Here is a 20,601-nt window from a genome sequence, read left to right as displayed (position 1 = left end):
CTGAATTATGAAGGTTGTAATTTGTGGCGCCGGACAGGTTGGGTACGGCATTGCCGAAAAACTTGCAGCGGAGCAGAACGACGTTTCTGTGATTGATACCAGCCCACAGCTGGTTCATGCCATTCGTGACACACTGGATGTGCGCGGCTTTATTGGCCATGGTGCGCATCCGGATGTGCTGGCGCAGGCTGGTGCTGATCAGGCTGACATGATTATTGCCGTGACCTTGTATGACGAGATCAACATGGTTGCATGTCAGGTGGCGCACTCTTTGTTTAACGTGCCGATCAAGGTTTCGCGTGTGCGTGCGCAAAGCTATTTGCAATCCCATTACCGCAATCTGTTTTCGCGCGATAACATGCCAATTGACGTGATCATTTCTCCTGAAATCGAAGTGGGTGAGATGATCCTGCGGCGCTTGTCGCTGCCAGGTGCCATGGAAACGGTGCGCTTTGCAGATGATAACATGATCATTGTCGGGATCGACTGCGGTGGTGATTGTCCGGTGCTGGATACGCCACTGCGCCAGTTGACCGAGTTGTTCCCGGATCTGTCAGCCGTAGTTGTTGGTATCGCACGTGAAGGCAAGGTTTTTGTTCCGCACAGCTCTGATATGATGCGGGAAGGGGATCTGGTTTATGTGTGCTGCGAGCGCGGTCAGGTGCGTCGTACGCTGAGCATCTTCGGTCATGAAGAACCTGAGGCCAAGCGTGTTCTTATCGCTGGTGGTGGTAACATTGGTGCTTACGTTGCTCGCCGTCTTGAGGAAAAGCAAAGCAGAACCAAAGTAAAAATTATCGAGCATTCGCGTGATCGCGCTATTCGTATTGCGGATGAACTGCGCAGAACTGTGGTGTTGCATGGCAGTGCGCTGGATCAAGTGATGTTGCAGGAAGCGGATGTCGAAGATTCCGACATGATGGTGGCGCTGACCAATGAGGATGAGGTGAACATCCTGTCCTGCGTCATGGCTAAGAAAATGGGCTGTGAGCGGAACCTTTCCCTGCTGAACAACACCAGTTATCCAGCCTTTGCGCATGCTTTGGGCATTGATGCCTTTGTGAACCCGCGTCAGGTGACGATTTCCAAGATTTTGCAGCATGTGCGCCGTGGCCGTATTCGGGCAGTTCATGCGCTGCAAAATGGTGCTGCTGAGGTGATTGAGGCTGAGGCGCTGGATACTTCGCCGCTTGTTGGCCGTCCCCTACGTGAAGTTGAGCTTGCTGAAGGCATTCGCATCGGTGGAATTTTACGTGATGGCAAGGTGGTGACACCGTGCGGTGATGAGCGTATTCAGGCCCATGACCGCGTTGTGATTTTTGCTATTGCAGATAAGGTGCGTCAGGTGGAGCAGATGTTCCGCGTGTCACTGGAATTCTTTTAGAGCCAGTTTTGCTACATGGTTCCGGCGCTCTCGTATGAAAGTGCCGGAACATCAAGTCGTTAAGCCTGAAACGCGAGTGTTCGCGACTGGCCAGCCAAGGTGTCGTGGCCTTTGTTTTTTCTTCCCGTCTATAAACCTGTGATTTTAAGTATTTCTGGCTTAAACGCCCGGATAGTCGGTTGGTTTTAGCTTCCCAAAACGGAAGCTCAGGTTTTCTCAGTGATCCCACCCGGAAATATCTAGTTTTATCTGCTGTTAGCCACTTGATAGTATTCAGTAAATGCCCTTAGATGTAACCTGTTGAATGTTCCTGAACAGGAGAGGCTGATGAGCCGTGTTGCCTACGTAAATGGACAATATGTGCCACATTCTCATGCAGCCGTGCATGTGGAAGACCGGGGTTACCAGTTCTCTGATGGCGTTTATGAGGTGTGTGAGGTCTGGAGAGGCCAGATTGTGGACATGAGCGCCCATCTGGACCGGCTGGATCGGTCGCTGAGTGAGTTGCAGATTTCCGCCCCTATGTCACGCGGGGCCTTGACGCGGGTGATGAAGGAAGTGATTTCGCTCAACCGGGTGAAAAACGGCTTGATCTACATGCAGGTTACGCGCGGCGTGGCTCCGCGCGATCATTATTTCCCGCCAGCTGGGACTCCACCGTCTATTGTGATGACTGCAAAATCGGTGCCGTCACACAAAATGGACCAAATTGCGGCCAAGGGTGTTGGGGTCATTATGGTAGAAGAGAATCGTTGGGATCGGGTCGATATCAAGACTGTTGGTCTTTTGCCTAATGTCCTTGCTAAACAAAAGGCTAAGGAGTCTGGTGCCCGAGAAGCATGGTTTGTGGATAAAAAAGGTCTGATAACTGAAGGCGGTTCAACCAATGCTTGGATAATTCTAAAGAACGGCACTTTGGTGACGCGACCTGCTACCCACGGAATCTTAAAAGGAATTACCAGAGCGGGCGTTCTAAAACTGGCGGAAATGAAAGGATTTTCCGTAGAAGAACGCGGCTTTTCTCTGGAAGAGGCAAAAAGTGCGCAAGAGGCATTTTTAACAAGTGCATCGGGACTTGTCATGCCCGTCGTGAATGTAAATGGAACAATTTTGGGTGATGGTAAGCCCGGTCCAATCGTTCAAGACTTAAGAAAATCATTCCATGAAGCGTCAGAGTTGATTAAACTGACGGTTGCCGGGGGTTAAGTGCCTCCGGTGTTTGCTGAAGGGAACTTAGGAAAGACGGCGCACCTTATTAGTGTTGGGGCATCTCTCTTGTGTTTGTGAGTGTCACTTGGCCGTTTCGAGGATGGGAACAGTAAATGGTGGATGCCGCGGCCGTGTCCACTGAGAACAGGAAAAAAATAGTTATGGCTGACCGCGCTCAAAATCTTCAAGATACATTTTTAAATCATGTCAGGAAGCAGAAGACGCCACTGACAATCTTTTTGATCAATGGTGTAAAACTGCAAGGCGTAGTTACTTGGTTCGATAATTTCTGCGTATTATTGCGTCGTGACGGGCACTCCCAGCTCGTTTACAAGCACGCTATTTCAACAATCATGCCAAATAGCCCTATACAGCTGTTCGAACCAGCTGAAGAAGAAGGCGAAAAAGCAGGAGGCTGATGAAGCCCCAATCTAAAAAAGAGGCCGGTCTGAACCGCAAGCAACGCGATGCGAATGTTGAGGCCGGCGAAGACGAAGTGACCCGGGGAACCCGGTCACTCGTCATCGTACCGATCATTCAAAGCAGAGCTCTGGCGAGAGGAAAAGGTGCTCCTGAGCGTCCCTTTGGTGCCGAGCGTAGCCCCCAAGCCAGACTGGAAGAAGCTGTTGGACTAGCAGCTGCAATCGAGTTGGAGATTGTCTCCTCAAGTCTGGTGCGATTGGCAAATGTAAAACCGGGAAGTCTGTTCGGCTCAGGCAAAGTGGAAGAAATCCGCTTGCGTATTGATGTCGAAGAGATTGAGCTGGTTGTTGTTGATCATCCGCTCACCCCAATCCAGCAGAGAAATCTGGAACGAGACTGGAACACCAAGGTTATTGACCGGACGGGTCTTATTCTGGAGATTTTCGGTGAACGTGCGCAGACCAAGGAAGGTCGCCTGCAGGTCGAGCTTGCTCACCTGAGTTGGCAGAAATCCCGTCTGGTGCGGTCCTGGACCCACCTTGAGCGTCAGCGCGGCGGTCTTGGTTTTGTTGGTGGCCCGGGTGAGACCCAGATTGAGGCCGACAGGCGTATCATTCAGGATCGTATCACGCTGCTGAAAGGTCATCTGGAGCAGGTTCAGCGCACCCGTAAGCTTCACCGTAAAGCACGTAAGAAAGTGCCGCATCCGGTCATCGCTTTTGTTGGCTACACCAATGCGGGCAAATCTACGCTGTTTAACCGCATGACCAATGCGGAGGTGTTTGCCAAGGATCTGCTGTTTGCGACGCTCGATCCTACGCTTCGCCGTTTGAAGCTGCCGCATGGCCGTGAAGTCATTCTGTCAGACACGGTTGGCTTCATTTCCGAGTTGCCGCACAATCTGGTGGCTGCCTTCAGGGCGACGCTGGAAGAGGTTATTCAGGCTGATATTGTGCTTCATGTGCGTGATATTGCTCATGAGGACACCAAAGCGCAGTCTCAGGATGTGAATGAAACGCTTGAGATGCTTGGTCTTAAAGTGTCTGAGAGTGATCGTGTCATTGAGGTCTATAACAAGATCGACATGTTGGACGAGGCACATCGCGCCAAGTTGCTGGAAAGTAACTCGGTTGATGAGGGACCGGTTGCGGTTTCTGCGCTGAGTGGTGATGGGATCGAGGATCTGATTGCCCGCATCGAGACGCGTCTGGCTGAGCAGCTGGATACCGTGACGATGGTTCTGCCGCACAGCGACGGGCAGGGGCATGCATGGCTCTATCAGAACTGCGAGATCCTCTCGCGTGACGATACAGAGGGCGGCATTCGCTTGTCTGTTCGCGTCCCTGATGCCCATCGATCTCGCGTCCGGGAACGTTTCGCAAAATACTTCGTGACCGGGCTGGAGCTGGCTGAAGAGCCAACTGCAGAAGGCGGTGATGAGGATGATGACGGTGGTTACTCACCGATTTGATTGCCTCTGAGAGACGAATGAAAACAAGAAAGCCCTGCTCATGCGAGTGGGGCTTTTTTGTTGGTGGGCTGGGATTATGCCGTAGGCACCCGCGTTATGCGCAGTCTTCCAGCCTTTCTGCTTGTGAGGGATTTGAAGGAGTATTGTTTGGTGTAGCGTTGCTGGTTGTTGTTTTGGCCGTTAGTCTGGTTATGTCATGACCTGCGCAGCCAATTCACATCTGAAGCTTACACCTCAACTGATTGCTGAGATTGATCGGTATCTGCTTGTCAGAACCGAGATCCGAAAGGCTGATCTGTGTTTGCTGTTTGGCTCACACAGAAGTGCTGGCGCGCGGGTTCAGGTCACAGCGCAATTGTGGCGTGATGGGCTTGTTGGGCGAGTTCTGATTACTGGTGGTGAGTACACAGCGTCAGGGCAACTTGAGGCGCATGAGATGTGTGAGGCGCTTGTCGCTGGCGGAGTGCCAAGGCACCACATGATTTTGGAAACCCGCGCGACGAATACGGGTGAGAATGTAGCGTTCTCACTTGAGCGTTTGAAGGAGCTTGGGCTTTTTGAGTTCATTGGCTCCGTGATTGCCGTTGGTAGTGTGAGTGCGTCCCGTCGCTATTTGATGACGTTGGAGCGGCATTGGCCAGGGGTGATTAAGATGATTGCACCTGCACATAAGTATCCGGTGGGTGTGGCGGATTGGCCTGCTCATCCAGAGTTTGCAGCTGAGGTTTTGGAGGAGTGGGGCAAGGTGCAGCCTTATCTTGAGGCTGGTTACCTGCGGGAACTGAATTCAGATACGTGCCCGTTGCTCTAATGCACACATTGCTGATCAGGCGAGGTGTTGTCCGCTCGCCTGACAGTGCTTTTAGCTTGCTGGATCAAACTTCTTAGCTGCTTGCCAGTGAGCTTCCATCTCGTCGAGGGAGAGGTCTTTAAGCGGGCGTTGTTCGGCTGTTGCTGCGTCTTCTATGTGGGCGAAGCGACGGCGGAATTTGGCGTTTGTGCGTTTGAGGGCGGCTTCTGGCTGGATTTCCAGATGACGAGCGAGGTTGGCGATGGCGAACAGGACGTCGCCGAGTTCATCTTCGATTTTTCTGCGGTCTGGCGTGTTGGCTGTGACTTCAACGGTGAGTTCTTCCACTTCCTCTTTGATCTTGTCGAGGACGGGCTCTGCAGCACCCCAATCAAACCCAACTTTGGAGGCGCGGTGCTGGAGTTTTTCGGCTTCTGTCAGAGCCGGGAATGCGGATGGCACTTCATCCAAAAAGCGTGGCATCTGATCAATGAGGCCCATTGCAGCGCGTTGTTGTTTGCGCTCCTGCTTCTCCTCTTCCTTGATGCGATCCCATGTGCCTTTCGGGAAGCCCGCTGCTTTTTGCTCGTCATCTCCGAACACATGCGGGTGGCGGCGGATCATCTTTTTGGTGATGGCTTCAACCACGTCGCCAAAGGCGAAGGCGTCTTCTTCTTCGGCCATGCGGGAGTGGTAGATGACCTGAAGGAGCAGGTCTCCCAGTTCTTCTTTCAGATCGCTCAGGTCTTCACGCTCGATTGCATCGGCAACTTCATAGGCCTCTTCGATGGTGTAGGGCGAAATGGTTTTGAAGTTCTGCTCCAGATCCCAAGGGCAGCCGGTCTCAGGTGTTCTGAGGGCTTTCATGATTTCGATGAGGCGGGAAATGTCGCGGGAAGGTAGCATGGGAGTCCTGATGCATGAGAGCTTTTGTAATTCGGGCGGCACATTATCAGCCTCGTGGTTTCATGGCGAGGGGCTTTGTTATGCATGCTGGGATATGTGGTGAATTGCTGCTCAGGAACTGGTTAAAGTTAATAAGGATTAACTTTAGAATGTGCGTGTAAGTTACTTATAACGTTGCGGTATATAAAAAGAGGCGCTGGGGCGCCTCTTTGAAATTCCATGCTGAAACAGGAGCTTAATCCAGATTCTTAAGGACATCGCGTAGTGTGCCAACCAGTACGTCGATCTCGCTTTCTGAGATGACGAGTGGTGGAGACATTGCGATTGTGTCGCCTGTGGTGCGGATGAGAATGTTCTTCTCATAAGCTTTCAGGAAGGCTGTGAATGCGCGCTTGGTCGGCTCATCTGCAATCGGCTCCAGCTCGATCGCACCAATCAGCCCGATGTTACGGATGTCGATCACATTCGGGCAATCACGCAGGGAGTGAAGTGCGTCCTGCCAGTACTGTGCCATCTTGGCGCCGCGTGTGAGTAGCTCCTCTTCAGCGTAGACATCCAGCGTTGCCAGAGCAGCTGCACAGGCAAGTGGATGAGCTGAGTAGGTGTAGCCGTGGAACAGCTCTATCAGATGCTCAGGTCCGGTCATGAATGCGTCATAGACCTTGGAGCTGGCAAACACCGCACCCATTGGCACAACGCCGCTGGTGAGGCCTTTGGCCGTGGTGACGAGGTCCGGGATGACGTCAAAGTAATCGACACCGAACGGAGTGCCCAGGCGACCAAAGCCAGTGATGACTTCGTCGAAGATCAACAGGATGCCATGCTCATCACAGATGTCGCGCAGGCGCTTCAGGTAGCCTTCTGGTGGAAGGATCACACCAGCGGAGCCCGCAACTGGTTCCACAATCACTGCTGCAATGGTGGATGGGTCGTGGAGCTGGATGAGACGCATGAGGTCTTCAGCGTACTCAATGCCGTTTTTCGGTACGCCCTTGCTGAACTCATTGCCTGCAATACCATGGGTGTGACGTATATGATCAACACCAGCGAGCATCGCACCAAACTGCTTGCGGTTGGCTACCATGCCGCCAACAGAAATGCCGCCGAAGTTGACACCGTGATAGCCGCGTTCACGCCCAATCAGGCGGGTCCGTGAGCCTTCTCCCTTAGCCTTGTGATAGGCCAGTGCCATTTTGAGGGCGGTTTCAACGCTCTCGGAACCGGAGTTGGTGTAGAACACGTGGTTCAGCGGGTCTGGCATGAGAGCTGCTAGACGGGCCGCGAGCTCGAAGGACTTTGGATGTGCCATCTGGAAGGCAGGTGCGTAATCCAGCTCGGCGACTTGCTTCTGCACAGCTTCGACGATCTTCTGGCGTCCATGGCCAGCATTACAGCACCACAAGCCTGCTGTGCCGTCCAGAATCTGACGGCCATCGGCGGCGGTGTAATGCATGTCCTTGGCCTTCACGAGAAGGCGTGGATCTTTCTTGAACTGCCGGTTTGCCGTGAATGGCATCCAGTAGGCATCAAGGTTGTTTGTAGTCAGGCCGGTGATCTCTTGGATCTCGTCCCGCGCCAATATGTTAGTCTCTGTCATTTCCCCTCCAGTAACGCTTGAGACGAATATTGCTTGTTCGGCTGAGCGCCTTAATTATTTTACCCTCTGGCAGGATATGGATTCGAGACTAGGTAGAAGAACTGACTAAATCAAGCGATATCAAACATATACGTGCATTATACGTTCGCCTATACCTGCGGTGGAGCGTGGCTATGTTGCGTAAAACTTTGCAAATCTGAGGGGCTGGTATTATAGCGTGCACTGTTGCTTTACTGGTTGTTTTTTGACCAAAGAGTAAAATTTCTTATTTCAATCAATGCTATGCATGCGTGATGTAACGGGCGGGCCAGATGAGCGAGCGCAAAAAAATAAAGGTGAATGAGCGCTACTCAATTGAGGAACGCGACATCAAAGAAGACTTCATCAGGGCGTCCGGACCGGGCGGTCAAAACGTGAATAAAGTGTCTTCTGCCGTGCAATTGCGATTCAATCTGGATGGAAATGCGACTCTCCCGGATGACTTAAAGACTCGTTTGCGCAAGATCGCAGGCTCACGCCTGACGCTGAAGGGCGAGGTCGTTTTGACAGCTGATCGCTTCCGCACGCAGGAGCGCAACCGAGAAGATGCGTTGGAGCGGTTGCTGGAGCTTATTCGCAAAGCAGCTTATGTGCCCAAGACGCGCAAAGCCACACGGCCAACGCTGGCCTCCAAGCGCCGGCGAATGGAAGGGAAGAAGCAGCGCGGCAACATCAAGAAGCTGCGTAGTTCCAAGAATTACGACTGATTTGAAGGCTTGGCTCCTCCGGTAAGGCTAATCGCCCATATGCTTATGAGTGCGAGGGTGAGCCTGTCGCGCCCCACGGGACGACCAAAAAACAACAGCGCATCCAAACTGTCTGACAAAAATACAAAGAGATATTTATCAAGCAACGTAAGTCTTCATCATGTTTTTTTTGATCTAGTCCTTTTATGAAAAACACCTTGTTTGCTTTAGGCAGAGGCATGTCACGATGATGAACATCAATTTCAATTCAGACGATGAAGACAATCCAATACATGCTGCGCTCAAAAAGTTCTTGATCGACTGCCAGGTGCAGGATCTTAAAGAGGCAGGTAAGACCGAAGAAGCTGAGCAGCTTGCTTTAAAAAATGTAGAGCAGGATTTAAGCGCTATCGAGCAAGAGCAGTTAGCATCTGGATCGAACGATGAGAATTACACACCTGACACAGTGCCTGAGCAGTGTGTGAGCAAGACTTTTGACAATTATGCAGACAACTTTGATCAGCACCTGACGAAACAGCTCAACTATGCGGTGCCTCTGATTATTCAGGAGATGGTCAGCAAGTTCACAGAGGGCAGGTTTAAACGCCTTTTGGATTTAGGGTGTGGCACTGGTTTGTGCACTGAGGTAATCGGCGATCTTGTACTGCATAAGACGGGAGTAGACCTTTCTGAAGGGATGCTTGAGAAGGCCGATCAGAAAAGTCTTTATGACGATCTTTATTTGAATGATCTGACTGAATTCCTGCAGAACGACTGGGATGAACGCTGGGACTTAATCATCTCTGGCGATACATTTATTTATCTTGGGGCACTGGAGGAGGCTGTCGCTGGCCTTGCGAAGAACATTGAGCTTAATGGCAAGGTCATTTTCACAACGGAAACAGCGGCAGACGAGGCTTTTTCAGAAAAACCATATGTGATGAGCAATCGTGGAAGGTTTGCCCATTCTGCTGTTTATCTACGCAAGGTGCTGGCGGATAACGACTTTACACTTATTGAACTGGATGAAATTACGCCGCGTTTTGAGGATGGAAAGCCCGTTCTGGGGCTTGTTGTTGTTGCACAGTATAACGGCAAATGAACTCATAGAGCGCTTGAGTTTTCTGAGTTCGCCCGATGAGACAAAGTGGCTGAGCCGAACTGTTGCTTAGTCTTCTTCTTCCAAAATTCGAAGTGCAGCGTCCATGGCAAGTGTGTAACCGTGCGCGCCGAGACCGCAGATCATTCCGTTTGCGACCTTGGAGATGTAGGAAGTGTGGCGGAACTCTTCTCGCTGGTGGATGTTTGATAGGTGGAGTTCGATCACCGGGCGTTCCACACTGGCGATTGCATCCATGATTGCAATTGAGGTGTGGGTATAAGCGCCTGCATTGAGCACGATTGCGGTCCGCGTCTGGCGGGTCTGGTGAATCCAGTCGATCAGCTCGCCTTCGTGGTTGGACTGCTTGCATTCCAGGTCTACACCCAGCTGTTTTGCGTGGGCGCGGCACTGATCTTCAATCTCTGCAAGCGTGGTGGAGCCATAAACTTCTGGCTGGCGCATTCCAAGCAAGTTCAGGTTCGGTCCGTTGAGGATGAGGATCTTCTTCATGAAAGCTCTCTGAAGTTGTGCGGTGATCAAGTCTCACCTTAATGGCTCGAAAGCAGCTGAGACGCAAGGTCTTTGCTGTCGAGGCCGAGTGTTGACTTCAGTTCGTCCTTAAGGATCTGGACGGCCATGTCTGGTGTCAGATCTGTGTCGGGCAGATTGGACACGTCATAAAGATTGAAAGCCAATGACATGAGTTTCCATGCAACAAGTTCAGCGGGCAGGGTGAGGGTATACTCGCCAGACCGGACACCTTCCTTGAGGTTGTTGCAGATCCATTCATGGCTTTTGTTGGTTTCTTCACCGTAGACACGCGCAAACTCCGGGTCTCTGTTGGCTTCATCTGCTGCACTGATCCATATGCTGGTCTCTGCCTTTTCCTGAGGAGTTGCATTGAAGCTGATGAGACGGAGCAGGGCTTGTGTTGGAGGAAGGTCTTTGGAGACCGAGATGCAATTGTCGCCGTTTTTTTGAGACAGGTAGCGCAGGGCTTCGCACTTTAAATCTGTGAGTGATTTAAAGTGGTGGTGAAGAATGCCGGTTGCGGCTCCAAGTTGCTTGGCGACTGCCCGGGTGGTGATGCCAGCAAACCCATTTTCCTTCACAACATCCAGTGTTGCCAGAATGATTGCTTTGCGGCGTTCTTCCTTCGCCAGATAGGCCATATAGCGTTCCAGATTATCTCTTTAAATTGGTCAATCTTGACATAGCACGAAATTGAGCGTATGTCCAAGTTGATCAATCGTTCAAATTCAAATTCTTCTCAATTTTGATCGGAAATGCGGGAGGGCGCTCTCGAAGGCAAAGGGGAAAGCATGTCAGTGGCAATGGCAAACGAGCAGATGATCAGGGGACATCCGGCGAAAGAGTTTTTCCGGTTTGCGGTTCCTGCTGTGCTTGGCATGATTTCCATTGCGTCTGCCAGTATTGTTGATGGCATCTTTGTCGGAAACTTTGTTGGCGCGACGGCTTTGGCTGCGATTAGCCTGATCACGCCTATGTTTGCACTCTACTTTGGCGTGGTGGTAATGCTGACCGTTGGCGCTGCCGTGATGGCAGGCAAATTCATCGGTGAGAAACGGGAAAGAGATGCCTCCAACATCTTTATGAAGGCACTGATCAGCGTCCTGGCCTTTTCCGTGGTGTTTGCGGCATTGCTGCTTATCTTTACACCAACAGCAGCACGGATGCTTGGTGCAAACACGGAGACTGCTGAGATGGTGGAGACGTATATCTTCACCGTTGCCTGGTTCTTTCCTGGTTTGAGCCTTGCGGTTGCGCTGTCGCATTTCGTCCGCGTTGACGGTCGCCCCAACTTTTCCCTTGCCGGCATGGTGATGATCACTGCGGTCAACATTGTGCTGGATGCCTGGATGATTGGGTATCTGAGATGGGGCGTTTGGGGTGCCGCGTTGGCAACTGGATTGGCCAGTCAGGCTGGCATGCTGTTTCTGCTTTTGCATTTCGCCAATAAAAGCGCCAAGTTGCGGTTTCTACGGCCCTTTGGATCCTGGCGGGTGATGTACACGGCTGCCTATAATGGTCTGTCTGAGTTCATCAATGAAAGCTCTGGCGGTATTGTCGTGTTCCTGTTTAACTGGATCCTGATCACCGAAATTGGTGCGCAAGGCGTGGCTGCTTTCACCATTGTGAATTATCTGTTCTTCAGCGGTATCATGGTGTTTTATGGTGTGGGTGAGGGGCTTGGGCCTCTGGTGAGTGTCAATTTTGGTGCACGAAAACCGCGGCGGATTTATCAGTTTCTGTCGCTTGGGGTCGGGACCAATTTTGTTGTTGGCTTACTGTTGGCGTGCCTTTTGATTTTCCAACCCATGTTGCTGGCAAGTGCCTTTGTTGGAGATGCAGATCAGTCGACAGTAGAGCTGACGATTGAGATCATTGGTGTGATCTGGCCTGTCTTCCTGTTCAACGGGGTCAATATCGCGTTTTCCGGCTATTTTACAGGTATGCATTGTGCGACCCAGTCGGCACTGATTGCTGTGTCCCGGTCTCTGGTTATGCCGCTTTTGCTGATTGTCGTCCTGTGGTTTGTGATTGGCCCGATGAGCGTGTTTTATGCTCTGCCTGTGGCTGAAGCGCTGACGCTGGTCATGACGCTTTTGATGTTTTCGCAGAAAAAGCCGCACTGGATACTTCGCCAGACACGGCGTACGGCTTCGGGCGTGCTCTAGGTCGTTCAGATTTTACTGAGTGAGTCTTTCGGTGACTAAGTAACTTTCACGTAAGCTGCACGGGGTTTTGCGTAGTTGGGTGTGGCTCCGTCTAATTTTATTGCCGGAATTTGTAGTAAAATATCTCAACTGTCTTTTGTGCGGGTGTCTCCGATCACAATCTGGAGATATTTCATAGTTTTTTATGGACAAGTACTTTGACGTAGGCAATGTGGTGCCTGTGCAAAATGTCACGCGTAGTTTTGCGTGTCTATGGACGGTCAATCGAACAACAGAGCTACAGCCCGGAGGCTGTAAAATGAGCCACATCTTTCCTAGAAATACCCGTGTAACACTACCAACAGCTGCTAAAGGCGACGGGTGCTACCTCATTGATTCCACTGGTAAGAGATACCTTGACGCCTGTGGGGGCGCCGCGGTTTCCTGCCTTGGTCACTCTAATGAACAAGTGATCGACGCGATTAAGGACCAGCTGGATAAGTTTTCGTTCGCTCACACTGGCTTTTTTGGCAGTGAGCCGGCGGAAGAGCTTGCCGATAAGCTGGTGGCCCAAGCTCCTGAAGGCATTGACCGTGTCTATCTGGTTTCAGGTGGATCGGAGGCAATGGAGTCTGCTGTTAAACTTGTACGGCAGTACTTTGTTGAAAAGGGAGAACACCAACGCTCGCATATGATTGCGCGTTGGCAGAGCTATCACGGAAATACGCTGGGAGCGCTTTCCGCTGGTGGCAACAAGTGGCGCCGTGAAATGTTCGGCCCATTATTGATCGAAATGTCTCATATCGATCCTTGTTACGCCTATCGCTACAAGGAAGAGAGTGAAACGCTTGAAGAATACGGGCAGCGTTCCGCCAATCTTCTTGAAGAAGAGATTTTGCGTGTTGGACCGGAGAAGGTTGCTGCGTTCTTTGCTGAGCCTGTTGTTGGTGCAACCATGGGCGCGGTGCCGGCTGTTAAGGGCTATCTGAAACGTATCCGCGAGATCTGTGACAAGTACGGTATCCTGCTTGTGCTGGATGAAGTGATGTGTGGCATGGGCCGCACCGGTCATATCTTCGCGTGTAACGAAGATGAGGTTCGCCCGGATATCGTTGCTATCGCGAAGGGTATTGGTGCTGGTTATCAGCCACTTGGCGCGATGCTGTGCTCTAAAGAGATCTACGATACTATCGCGACGGGCTCTGGCTTCTTCCAGCATGGTCATACCTACATGGGGCATTCTCTGGCTGCTGCTGCTGGTGCTGCTGTGATGGACCAGTTGACGGCGCCAGGCCGTATGGAGCATGTGCGCACCATGGGTGAGAAGCTGTCTGCTGCTCTGCATGATGAGTTTGGTCAGCACCCATATGTGGCTGACATTCGTGGCCGTGGCCTGTTCCGTGCTCTTGAGCTGGTGAAGGATCGGGATACGAAAGAGCCGCTTGATCCGTCCTTAAAGCTTCATGCGAAAGTGAAGCAGAATGCCATGAAGGCGGGTCTGATGTGTTACCCGATGGGTGGTACGGTTGATGGTAAAACGGGGGATCACATTCTTCTTGCTCCTCCATTCATCATTGATGACAGTCATATCACTGAGATCGTCGAGAAGCTAAGCCTTGCAATGAAAGAGAGTTTCACGCAGGCCGGAGTTTCTATCTGATGACAAAGCGGCTCATCATGAGTGCGCCGAATGGTGCGCGTCGTGGCAAAGCGGATCATCCGCAGCTGCCGGTGACGATTGAAGACGTCGTTGCCTGTGCAGTGAGCGTGGAAGCGGAGGGCGCTGATGCCCTCCACGCCCATGTGCGCGGCGCAGAGGGACAACATGTTCTGGATGCTGGCCTTTACAAGGAGCTTATCCTTGAAGTGACGGCCAAGTGCCCTGAACTGGCTGTTCAAATCACCACTGAAGCTGTTGGCCGGTACAGTGCGCAAGAACAGTATGATGTTGTTGCTGCTGTAGAGCCTGAGGCTGTTTCTGTTGCTATGCGTGAAATGGCGCCGGAAGGCGGTGATATGGATCTGGCACGCAGGTTCTACTTTGAGGCTCAGGAAGCTGGCCGTGCGGTTCAGCATATCCTTTATGCTCCGGAAGATGTGGCTCGTCTTGATCTGCTGATGGGTGAGGGCGTTGTTCCTGCCGGGTATGGCAGCCAGCTTTATGTGCTGGGCCGTTATGCCAAGGATCAGGAGAGCGATCCGCGTGACCTGCTTGGTTTCCTTAGCGCTCGCGATGCTGCGGCTCATATTGCGCAGGACAACCCGTTCATGCTTTGCGCGTTTGGGCGGGCTGAGACGGCGTGTGGTGCTTTGGCGTTTGGTCATGGTGGACATGCGCGGATTGGCTTTGAAAACAGCTTGTGGCACGGTACTGGTAAGCTTGCCAGGGACAATGCGGAGCGTATTCAGGTGGTCTCTCATATCCGCAGTGAAATGGGATATGAAGGTGCTGTCTCCAGAGATGACGTACTGAAAGTGCTTGGAAAACCTCAGTAAAGTGGGGTTTCGAGACTGAGAATTCAAAAGGCTGCTATCACACCGATAGCAGCCTTTTTGTTATTTGCAGTCTTTGCTGTGTTCTTGGATCAGGTCTTCGGAGTGATCTGGGTCGGCTTCCAGAATGGCGGAGATCTTGCCGGAGCCGTAGCCCAGGGCGTAAATGGCTTCCTGTTTCTTCATGCCTTTGGCATAGGCCATGGCTGTGATGACACCTCTGGCGATGTCCTGCTTGCTGCTTTGGTTCGTCAAGCCGTAGAGGTAGTAGCAGATGATATGTTTTTCGTTTTTCCTGGCGAATTTTTCCGCTCTGCTTTGATTAAAGCCTGCATCTGCAACTGATGCACTTGCGGTGAGCATAGCCAGCCCACCGAGGATAACTCGTTTACTCATGAAAAAGCCCCCATGTTTTCGAGGGCTAGTCTGAGAAGGTATTGTGGCGACTTTTTCCTGAAATTCAGGAGAACCTATGTAATCGACAGGTATCTTTGGGGCGCCTGTGGCCTAAGCATGGCAGATGCTCAGTGTACGTCCAATCCGTACTTGCGGAAGGTTTCTTTGGCAGCTTCCGTTTCTTCAGCTGATGGCTCGCGGGTGTCTTTGAGCTGGTAGGATTTGCCCATGGACTGCCATTTGTGTTCGCCCATTTTGTGGAAGGGCAGAACGTCAACGCGCTTCACGTTGCCAAGCTCGGAGACGAACTTTGCGACGCCTTCAACGTTTTCAGGGGCGTCTGTGAGGCCCGGTACCAGCACGAAGCGGATCCAGACGTCTTTTTCCATTTTTTCCAGACGCTTTGCGAACTCAAGGGTTGGGCCAACTTCAACACCGGTGACCTTCTTGTAGGTTTCTGGCACCCAGGACTTGATGTCGAGCAGGTAGAGGTCTGCCATGTCGATGGTTTCGTCATCAAGGTTGGCGTGCAGGTAGCCGGATGTGTCCACGGTGGTGTGAACGCCCATCTGGTTACAGCCCCACAGAAGCGTTTTGAGGAACTCTTTTTGTGCCATAGGTTCACCGCCACTCACGGTCAGGCCGCCGCCACCGGTTTCAAAATAGGTGCGGTAGGTGGAGATGTCCTTCAAAAGCTCATAGGCGGAGGATTGTTTGCCAGCTTTCAGTTTCAAAGTGTCCGGGTTGTGGCAGTACAGGCAACGCAGCGGACAGCCAGAGGTGAACACAATGTAGCGCAGGCCCGGACCGTCTACCGTTCCGCCTGTTTCTACTGAGTGAACATAGCCCATGGTGTCTTGCATGGCTGGCGTCCTTTATCATTGTTTGCGAGCGGCCTGTTTTTGATAGGGAGTGAGGATTTTTCCTCTGGCCGCTTCTGCTTTTTATAATGCTTTAAAAGTAAGGCCTTTGACCTTGTTTTTAAAGATGAAATTGTGCAACGCAGCCATTCATTTTAGGTGCATGTGCGCTCCTGTCGCACTCATTTTGAGCAATTGGAGCACGTTTCAGCGGATTTGTCGCAGCAAAGAAGGCGCGGGACTGAGTCCCGCGCCTTGTCTTGGAGATTGAGAGGTTAGCGTTATCAGCGCTGACCGTTGGCCCAGTGCTGTTAGCGCTGACCGTGGAATGTACGGTTGATCACATCCATCTGCTGTTCACGGGTCAGCTTGATGAAGTTCACTGCGTAACCGGAGACACGAACGGTGAGCTGTGGGTACAGTTCAGGATGTTCCATTGCGTCTTCCAGGGTCTTGCGGTCGAACACGTTCACGTTGATGTGGTGACCCATGTCATGCATGTAACCGTCGAGCAGGTGGGACAGGTTGTCGATCCGTTCAGCTTCGTCCTTGCCCAGTGCGCCCGGGATGATGGAGAAGGTGTAGGAGATGCCGTCCTGGCTGTCTTCGTAAGGAAGTTTGCAGAGAGACTTCATGGAAGCCACTGCGCCCTTCTGGTCACGGCCATGCATTGGGTTTGCGCCCGGTGCAAATGGTTCACCTGCTTTACGTCCATCCGGAGTAGAGCCAGTCTTCTTACCGTACACCACGTTGGATGTGATGGTCAGAACAGACTGTGTCGGTGTCGCATTGCGGTACATTGGCTGATTGCGGATTTTGCCCATGAATTTCTTCATGATGTCTTCTGCAATCACATCAACGCTGTCATCGTTGTTACCGAAGCAAGGGAAATCACCCTCAATTTCGTAATCAACTGCGAGACCTTCGTCGTTACGGATGATGTTGACCTTCGCGTTTTTGATTGCGGAGATACTGTCAGCAACAACGGACAGGCCAGCAATACCACATGCCATGGTGCGCAGGATGTCGCGGTCATGCAGCGCCATTTCAACACGCTCGTAGTTGTACTTGTCGTGGCTGAAGTGGATGCAGTTCAATGCTTGAACGTAAACCTTTGCAATCCAGTCGAGCATCTGGTCGTAAAGTGGTTCCAGCTCATCCCATTCCAGCACGTCACCGGTGATTGGGTGTGCTTTTGGACCAACTTGCTTGCCAGTTTTTTCGTCGATGCCGCCGTTGATTGCGTAAAGCATTGCTTTTGCAAGGTTGGCACGGGCGCCGAAGAACTGCATCTGCTTGCCAATGCGCATTGCAGATACACAGCAAGCGATACCGTAGTCATCACCCCAGTAACGACGCATCAGGTCATCATTTTCGTACTGAACAGAAGATGTCTCGATGGAGATCTTTGAGCAGTAGTCTTTGAAGCCCTTAGGCATATGCTCGGACCACAGAACGGTCAGGTTTGGTTCTGGTGCAGGGCCGAGGTTCACAAGGGTCTGCAGAACACGGAAGGAGCTTTTGGTGACCAGTGTGCGGCCATCGACGCCCATGCCACCGATGGATTCAGTTACCCATACCGGATCGCCAGAGAACAGCGCGTTGTAATCTGGAGTACGCATGAAGCGAACCATACGGAGCTTCATGACGAAGTGATCCATCAGTTCCTGTGCTTCATCTTCCGTGATGATGCCTTTGTCCAGATCGCGCTGGATGTAAACGTCAAGGAAGGTGGTTGTGCGGCCCAGAGACATGGCTGCACCGTTCTGCTCTTTGATCGCAGCAAGGTAGCCGAGGTAAAGCCACTGAATAGCTTCCTGAGCGTTTTCTGCAGGGCGGCTGATGTCGCAGCCGTGTGCAGCGCCCATTTCCTTCAGTTCAGCGAGGGAGCGGTACTGTTCTGAGATTTCTTCACGAAGGCGCAGTGTTTCTTCATTCAGGACGTTGCCGTCCAGGGAAGCATGCTGTGCTTTCTTGTCTTCCATCAGCTTGTCGATGCCGTACAGCGCAACGCGGCGGTAATCGCCGATGATGCGGCCACGGCCATAAGCATCTGGAAGGCCGGTTACGATGCCAGCGGAACGAGCGCGGCGAATTTCCGGAGTGTAGAGATCGAACACACCGTCATTGTGTGTTTTGCGGTGTTTAGAGAAGACCTCAGCGGTTTTTTCTGAGAGTTTGTAACCATTGCTCTCCAGAGCGGCTGCTGCCATTTTCAGGCCACCGTAAGGCATCAAAGCGCGCTTCAATGGGGCATCGGTCTGCAAACCAACGATCTTTTCGAGATCTTTGTTGATGTAGCCTGGTGCGTGAGAAACGATAGAAGAAACAACTTCAGTGTCAGCGTCGAGAACGCCTTTCTTGTTTTCTTCTTTCATCAACTCAAGAACGTTGTCCCAGAGTTTGGTTGTTGCAGCGGTTGGGCCAGCAAGGAAGTCGTCAGCACCTTCATAAGGGGTGTAGTTGAGCTGAATGAAATTGCGCACGTCAATTTCTTTGTTCCAGTCACCCTTTTTGAAACCTGCGTAAGCCTTGGGTCCGTCGTCTTTCAGAAAAGGAAGAGTGTCGGCGGTAGCTTTATCGATGTTCTGGTGAACGCCCATTTTTAGGTCCTTCATCATTTGAGCAATTTAGCGTGGTGCTACAAGTAAATTCCAAAGGCTTGCAGAGAGTTACGCTTCCTTGCGTCCAGTGCTTGTTGACATTGACTGTACGCTTCAAGTGGGGCCGCATCTTGATTTATGTCAATTCCGAAATGGCTGGCAGACCTGCAAAAAATGCAAGGCAGAATTATACAAATGCATACATTTTGGATATTGGGCGGCCAATTGTGGGTAGTGATATAACTCGCTCAAGTTGTGTGCGTTGCGAAGAGGTCTGGAATGGATCTAATCCTATGAGTTTACTTATGAAATTACGTGTTTAGAGGCGCGAATTTTGTGCGTTTGCGAAACAGTGCAATAGGGCGCCCGCATTTTCACTTAGTCGCGCTCTACGTACATTATAGTAAGTATAATGTAGGTAGGTCAATTTTGCATAGCTGATATGCGATGTTTGAAATATTAGTGGTGGGCGTGGAAAATCGACTTTTGCGGTTCATGGCAGTACCTGGAGGTGGCCAAAAAGACTCGATTTCACCACAAATCTTGATTGGTAAACGGTGATATCCACGGGAGATTCAGAGTGCCGGAATTGGAAAAAACTTTTGCCAATCAATTTCCTAGTGCGACAATCTGTAGGGCTCAATGAGATGTGACCGATATAATTGATGGAACGGGTTGACCTACCACCTGTTACAGCGCGGCCACCACTCTCCTTCATGGTCTCCGTCGATCATATGGTACCCTTCATAGGCGGCGACAGTCATGCAAGAATGGTTGGGCAGAACACGGAGCTGTGATCCCAGAGGGTACAGCTCGAAGGGAAGAGGGCTTCCGTCTCTGGTGGTGATGTAGCCATGCTCCTGGCTGACACCTTGCACGTAGAGCAGCGGGTCGATGTGTCCGTCTGCATCGCTTAGCAGGCCGAAACCGCAGTCATTGCTTTGGCTTGCGCAGGAGCGGTCTTTGGAGAGTGCCAGTCCGCCAGCATCTACGACGATACGGTTGAGGTGTGGAGCATGGCTGATGATGCTGGTGAGTACAGTTGCGGCCACATCTTCCATCGCGCACATGCCAAGATTGGCCTGAAACACATCCTGAAACACGTAAACACCTGCGCGGACATCAGAAACTCCGTCAAATGATGTTCCGAAGAGGGCTGTTGGGGTGGAGCCGATGCTGACTTGCGGGCAGGGTAGGCCTGCTTCCAGAATAGCGTCTTTAACGGCAAGCGTTGCTGTGCGCTCCTGTTCCGCTGCGGCTTCCAGTTCCTGCTTGCCGTTTGCTGCATAACTCACACCGCCGCCGTGGGCCATAACGCCGGCGAACTCCACGTTAGATGCGTTTGCAAGTAATCTGGCGACATCTACCGCGCGCTGTTGATCTGCCTGCACGCCGGTGCGGTGACCGTCTACATCGACCTCCAGATAGACGCGGGGCTTCGGGCCATCCAGTGTCATGGTAGAAAGGTGTTTTGCCATCTCGGTACTGTCCAGACAGATGGACATTTGAGCGCCTGCGCGGTTGAGGTGCATGATGCGTTCCATCTTCTGCGGGATGATGGAGACGGCATAGAGGATATCTTTGAGGCCAAAGGAGGAAAAGTACTCTGCTTCCTTCAGCGTTGAGACGGTCCAGCGGTCTGCGCCGTGCTCTTGCAGTATCCGGGCGACATCGATGGATTTGGCTGTCTTGAGGTGTGGGCGCAGCGGAACGCCGATCTGTTTGAACCTGTCTGCCATGCCTTTGATGTTTCGGCGCATTGCGGTTTCATCAAGCAAAAGGCAAGGGGTTTGAAGGTCTTCAAGCATTCCAGTGGCTCCGCAGTCCAGTGTGTTCCTCGTAAAAATGCCTAGCAGATCTGAATAGGAATAAACAGTAGGTGCTACCGGTTTTGTAAGGAGCCTCTCTTTTCTCACAATTTCAGCTTCTTAGGCGGTCTGGCGAGCCCAAGGTACAGGCTGGGC

Annotated in this window: 18 protein-coding genes; 10 read left to right on the top strand and 8 right to left on the bottom strand. The window is 51.8% G+C overall.

Annotated elements, in window-relative coordinates:
• Positions 1 to 7: 7 nt before the first annotated feature.
• The 5 genes from trkA to PsAD5_RS01880 all read left to right on the top strand — a co-directional run bounded on the left by trkA (position 8) and on the right by PsAD5_RS01880 (position 5,298).
• Positions 8 to 1,384: a Trk system potassium transporter TrkA gene (gene trkA / locus PsAD5_RS01900; protein WP_057466224.1), complete on the top strand. Its 1,377-nt coding sequence runs from the start codon at positions 8 to 10 to the stop codon at positions 1,382 to 1,384.
• Between the two features lie 327 nt (positions 1,385 to 1,711).
• Positions 1,712 to 2,590, top strand: coding sequence for a D-amino-acid transaminase (locus PsAD5_RS01895; RefSeq protein ID WP_063290869.1), 879 nt, complete (start codon positions 1,712 to 1,714; stop codon positions 2,588 to 2,590).
• A 164-nt stretch (positions 2,591 to 2,754) separates the two neighbouring features.
• Complete coding sequence (gene hfq, locus PsAD5_RS01890; RefSeq protein ID WP_008546823.1) at positions 2,755 to 3,012, top strand: RNA chaperone Hfq; 258 nt, start codon at positions 2,755 to 2,757, stop codon at positions 3,010 to 3,012.
• Positions 3,012 to 4,487 (top strand): GTPase HflX, encoded by a 1,476-nt coding sequence (gene hflX, locus PsAD5_RS01885; RefSeq protein WP_063290868.1) that lies wholly within the window; start codon positions 3,012 to 3,014, stop codon positions 4,485 to 4,487. Before hfq ends, hflX begins: the two co-directional genes overlap by 1 nt.
• 196 nt (positions 4,488 to 4,683) lie before the next feature.
• Positions 4,684 to 5,298: a YdcF family protein gene (locus PsAD5_RS01880; RefSeq protein ID WP_063290867.1), complete on the top strand. Its 615-nt coding sequence runs from the start codon at positions 4,684 to 4,686 to the stop codon at positions 5,296 to 5,298.
• Positions 5,299 to 5,349: 51 nt separating this feature from the next.
• Here PsAD5_RS01880 and mazG read toward each other — a convergent pair whose 3' ends face one another.
• Together mazG and PsAD5_RS01870 are read right to left on the bottom strand one after the other, a co-directional pair.
• The gene (gene mazG / locus PsAD5_RS01875) at positions 5,350 to 6,183 is read right to left on the bottom strand and encodes a nucleoside triphosphate pyrophosphohydrolase (protein WP_063290866.1); all 834 of its coding nucleotides are present in this window, start codon (positions 6,181 to 6,183) and stop codon (positions 5,350 to 5,352) included.
• Positions 6,184 to 6,418: 235 nt separating this feature from the next.
• Entirely contained in the window at positions 6,419 to 7,780 is a 1,362-nt protein-coding gene (locus PsAD5_RS01870; RefSeq protein WP_063290865.1) for an aspartate aminotransferase family protein, read from the bottom strand.
• 311 nt (positions 7,781 to 8,091) lie between these two features.
• Between PsAD5_RS01870 and arfB the strand changes: the two genes are divergently transcribed.
• Complete coding sequence (gene arfB, locus PsAD5_RS01865; protein WP_057466233.1) at positions 8,092 to 8,526, top strand: alternative ribosome rescue aminoacyl-tRNA hydrolase ArfB; 435 nt, start codon at positions 8,092 to 8,094, stop codon at positions 8,524 to 8,526.
• Positions 8,527 to 8,752: 226 nt separating this feature from the next.
• Positions 8,753 to 9,607: a class I SAM-dependent DNA methyltransferase gene (locus PsAD5_RS01860; RefSeq protein WP_063290864.1), complete on the top strand. Its 855-nt coding sequence runs from the start codon at positions 8,753 to 8,755 to the stop codon at positions 9,605 to 9,607.
• A gap of 66 nt (positions 9,608 to 9,673) precedes the next feature.
• On the opposite strand, the gene aroQ is transcribed toward PsAD5_RS01860, so the two are convergent.
• Together aroQ and PsAD5_RS01850 are read right to left on the bottom strand one after the other, a co-directional pair.
• Positions 9,674 to 10,117, bottom strand: a complete 444-nt coding sequence (gene aroQ, locus PsAD5_RS01855) for a type II 3-dehydroquinate dehydratase (protein ID WP_063290863.1) — start codon at positions 10,115 to 10,117, stop codon at positions 9,674 to 9,676.
• A 38-nt stretch (positions 10,118 to 10,155) separates the two neighbouring features.
• Positions 10,156 to 10,779, bottom strand: a complete 624-nt coding sequence (locus tag PsAD5_RS01850; protein ID WP_063290862.1) for a TetR family transcriptional regulator C-terminal domain-containing protein — start codon at positions 10,777 to 10,779, stop codon at positions 10,156 to 10,158.
• Positions 10,780 to 10,929: 150 nt separating this feature from the next.
• On the opposite strand from PsAD5_RS01850, the gene PsAD5_RS01845 reads away from it, so the two are divergent.
• From PsAD5_RS01845 to PsAD5_RS01835, 3 genes are all read left to right on the top strand, one after another.
• The gene (locus tag PsAD5_RS01845) at positions 10,930 to 12,306 is read left to right on the top strand and encodes an MATE family efflux transporter (protein WP_063290904.1); all 1,377 of its coding nucleotides are present in this window, start codon (positions 10,930 to 10,932) and stop codon (positions 12,304 to 12,306) included.
• A gap of 298 nt (positions 12,307 to 12,604) precedes the next feature.
• On the top strand, positions 12,605 to 13,945 hold the full coding sequence (locus PsAD5_RS01840; RefSeq protein ID WP_063288828.1) for an aspartate aminotransferase family protein: 1,341 nt from the start codon (positions 12,605 to 12,607) through the stop codon (positions 13,943 to 13,945).
• Positions 13,945 to 14,781, top strand: coding sequence for a 3-keto-5-aminohexanoate cleavage protein (locus tag PsAD5_RS01835; RefSeq protein WP_063290861.1), 837 nt, complete (start codon positions 13,945 to 13,947; stop codon positions 14,779 to 14,781). Before PsAD5_RS01840 ends, PsAD5_RS01835 begins: the two co-directional genes overlap by 1 nt.
• A gap of 60 nt (positions 14,782 to 14,841) precedes the next feature.
• Here PsAD5_RS01835 and PsAD5_RS01830 read toward each other — a convergent pair whose 3' ends face one another.
• From PsAD5_RS01830 to PsAD5_RS01815, 4 genes are all read right to left on the bottom strand, one after another.
• Positions 14,842 to 15,174, bottom strand: a complete 333-nt coding sequence (locus PsAD5_RS01830; RefSeq protein ID WP_063290860.1) for a hypothetical protein — start codon at positions 15,172 to 15,174, stop codon at positions 14,842 to 14,844.
• Positions 15,175 to 15,302: 128 nt separating this feature from the next.
• A complete protein-coding gene (pflA, locus tag PsAD5_RS01825; RefSeq protein WP_057466240.1) occupies positions 15,303 to 16,037 on the bottom strand; it encodes a pyruvate formate-lyase-activating protein in 735 nt (244 codons plus the stop codon).
• A 308-nt stretch (positions 16,038 to 16,345) separates the two neighbouring features.
• Entirely contained in the window at positions 16,346 to 18,637 is a 2,292-nt protein-coding gene (pflB, locus tag PsAD5_RS01820) for a formate C-acetyltransferase (RefSeq protein ID WP_208980784.1), read from the bottom strand.
• A 680-nt stretch (positions 18,638 to 19,317) separates the two neighbouring features.
• Positions 19,318 to 20,445: an alanine racemase gene (locus PsAD5_RS01815; protein WP_063290859.1), complete on the bottom strand. Its 1,128-nt coding sequence runs from the start codon at positions 20,443 to 20,445 to the stop codon at positions 19,318 to 19,320.
• Positions 20,446 to 20,601: the final 156 nt, after the last annotated feature.

The organism is Pseudovibrio sp. Ad5 (assembly GCF_001623095.1).
GTDB lineage: Bacteria > Pseudomonadota > Alphaproteobacteria > Rhizobiales > Stappiaceae > Pseudovibrio.
This window is presented reverse-complemented; position numbering and strand designations above follow the sequence as displayed.

Bases quoted from the DNA above. Each gene is read 5' to 3' on its own strand.
- arfB (WP_057466233.1), top strand. From the start codon at position 8,092: ATGAGCGAGCGCAAAAAAATAAAGGTGAATGAGCGCTACTCAATTGAG.
- PsAD5_RS01880 (WP_063290867.1), top strand. From the start codon at position 4,684: ATGACCTGCGCAGCCAATTCACATCTGAAGCTTACACCTCAACTGATT.
- PsAD5_RS01835 (WP_063290861.1), top strand. From the start codon at position 13,945: ATGACAAAGCGGCTCATCATGAGTGCGCCGAATGGTGCGCGTCGTGGC.
- hfq (WP_008546823.1), top strand. From the start codon at position 2,755: ATGGCTGACCGCGCTCAAAATCTTCAAGATACATTTTTAAATCATGTC.
- PsAD5_RS01860 (WP_063290864.1), top strand. From the start codon at position 8,753: ATGATGAACATCAATTTCAATTCAGACGATGAAGACAATCCAATACAT.
- mazG (WP_063290866.1), bottom strand. From the start codon at position 6,183: ATGCTACCTTCCCGCGACATTTCCCGCCTCATCGAAATCATGAAAGCC.
- trkA (WP_057466224.1), top strand. From the start codon at position 8: ATGAAGGTTGTAATTTGTGGCGCCGGACAGGTTGGGTACGGCATTGCC.
- PsAD5_RS01850 (WP_063290862.1), bottom strand. From the start codon at position 10,779: ATGGCCTATCTGGCGAAGGAAGAACGCCGCAAAGCAATCATTCTGGCA.
- PsAD5_RS01830 (WP_063290860.1), bottom strand. From the start codon at position 15,174: ATGAGTAAACGAGTTATCCTCGGTGGGCTGGCTATGCTCACCGCAAGT.
- PsAD5_RS01840 (WP_063288828.1), top strand. From the start codon at position 12,605: ATGAGCCACATCTTTCCTAGAAATACCCGTGTAACACTACCAACAGCT.
- PsAD5_RS01815 (WP_063290859.1), bottom strand. From the start codon at position 20,445: ATGCTTGAAGACCTTCAAACCCCTTGCCTTTTGCTTGATGAAACCGCA.
- hflX (WP_063290868.1), top strand. From the start codon at position 3,012: ATGAAGCCCCAATCTAAAAAAGAGGCCGGTCTGAACCGCAAGCAACGC.
- pflB (WP_208980784.1), bottom strand. From the start codon at position 18,637: ATGGGCGTTCACCAGAACATCGATAAAGCTACCGCCGACACTCTTCCT.
- PsAD5_RS01870 (WP_063290865.1), bottom strand. From the start codon at position 7,780: ATGACAGAGACTAACATATTGGCGCGGGACGAGATCCAAGAGATCACC.
- pflA (WP_057466240.1), bottom strand. From the start codon at position 16,037: ATGCAAGACACCATGGGCTATGTTCACTCAGTAGAAACAGGCGGAACG.
- PsAD5_RS01845 (WP_063290904.1), top strand. From the start codon at position 10,930: ATGTCAGTGGCAATGGCAAACGAGCAGATGATCAGGGGACATCCGGCG.
- PsAD5_RS01895 (WP_063290869.1), top strand. From the start codon at position 1,712: ATGAGCCGTGTTGCCTACGTAAATGGACAATATGTGCCACATTCTCAT.
- aroQ (WP_063290863.1), bottom strand. From the start codon at position 10,117: ATGAAGAAGATCCTCATCCTCAACGGACCGAACCTGAACTTGCTTGGA.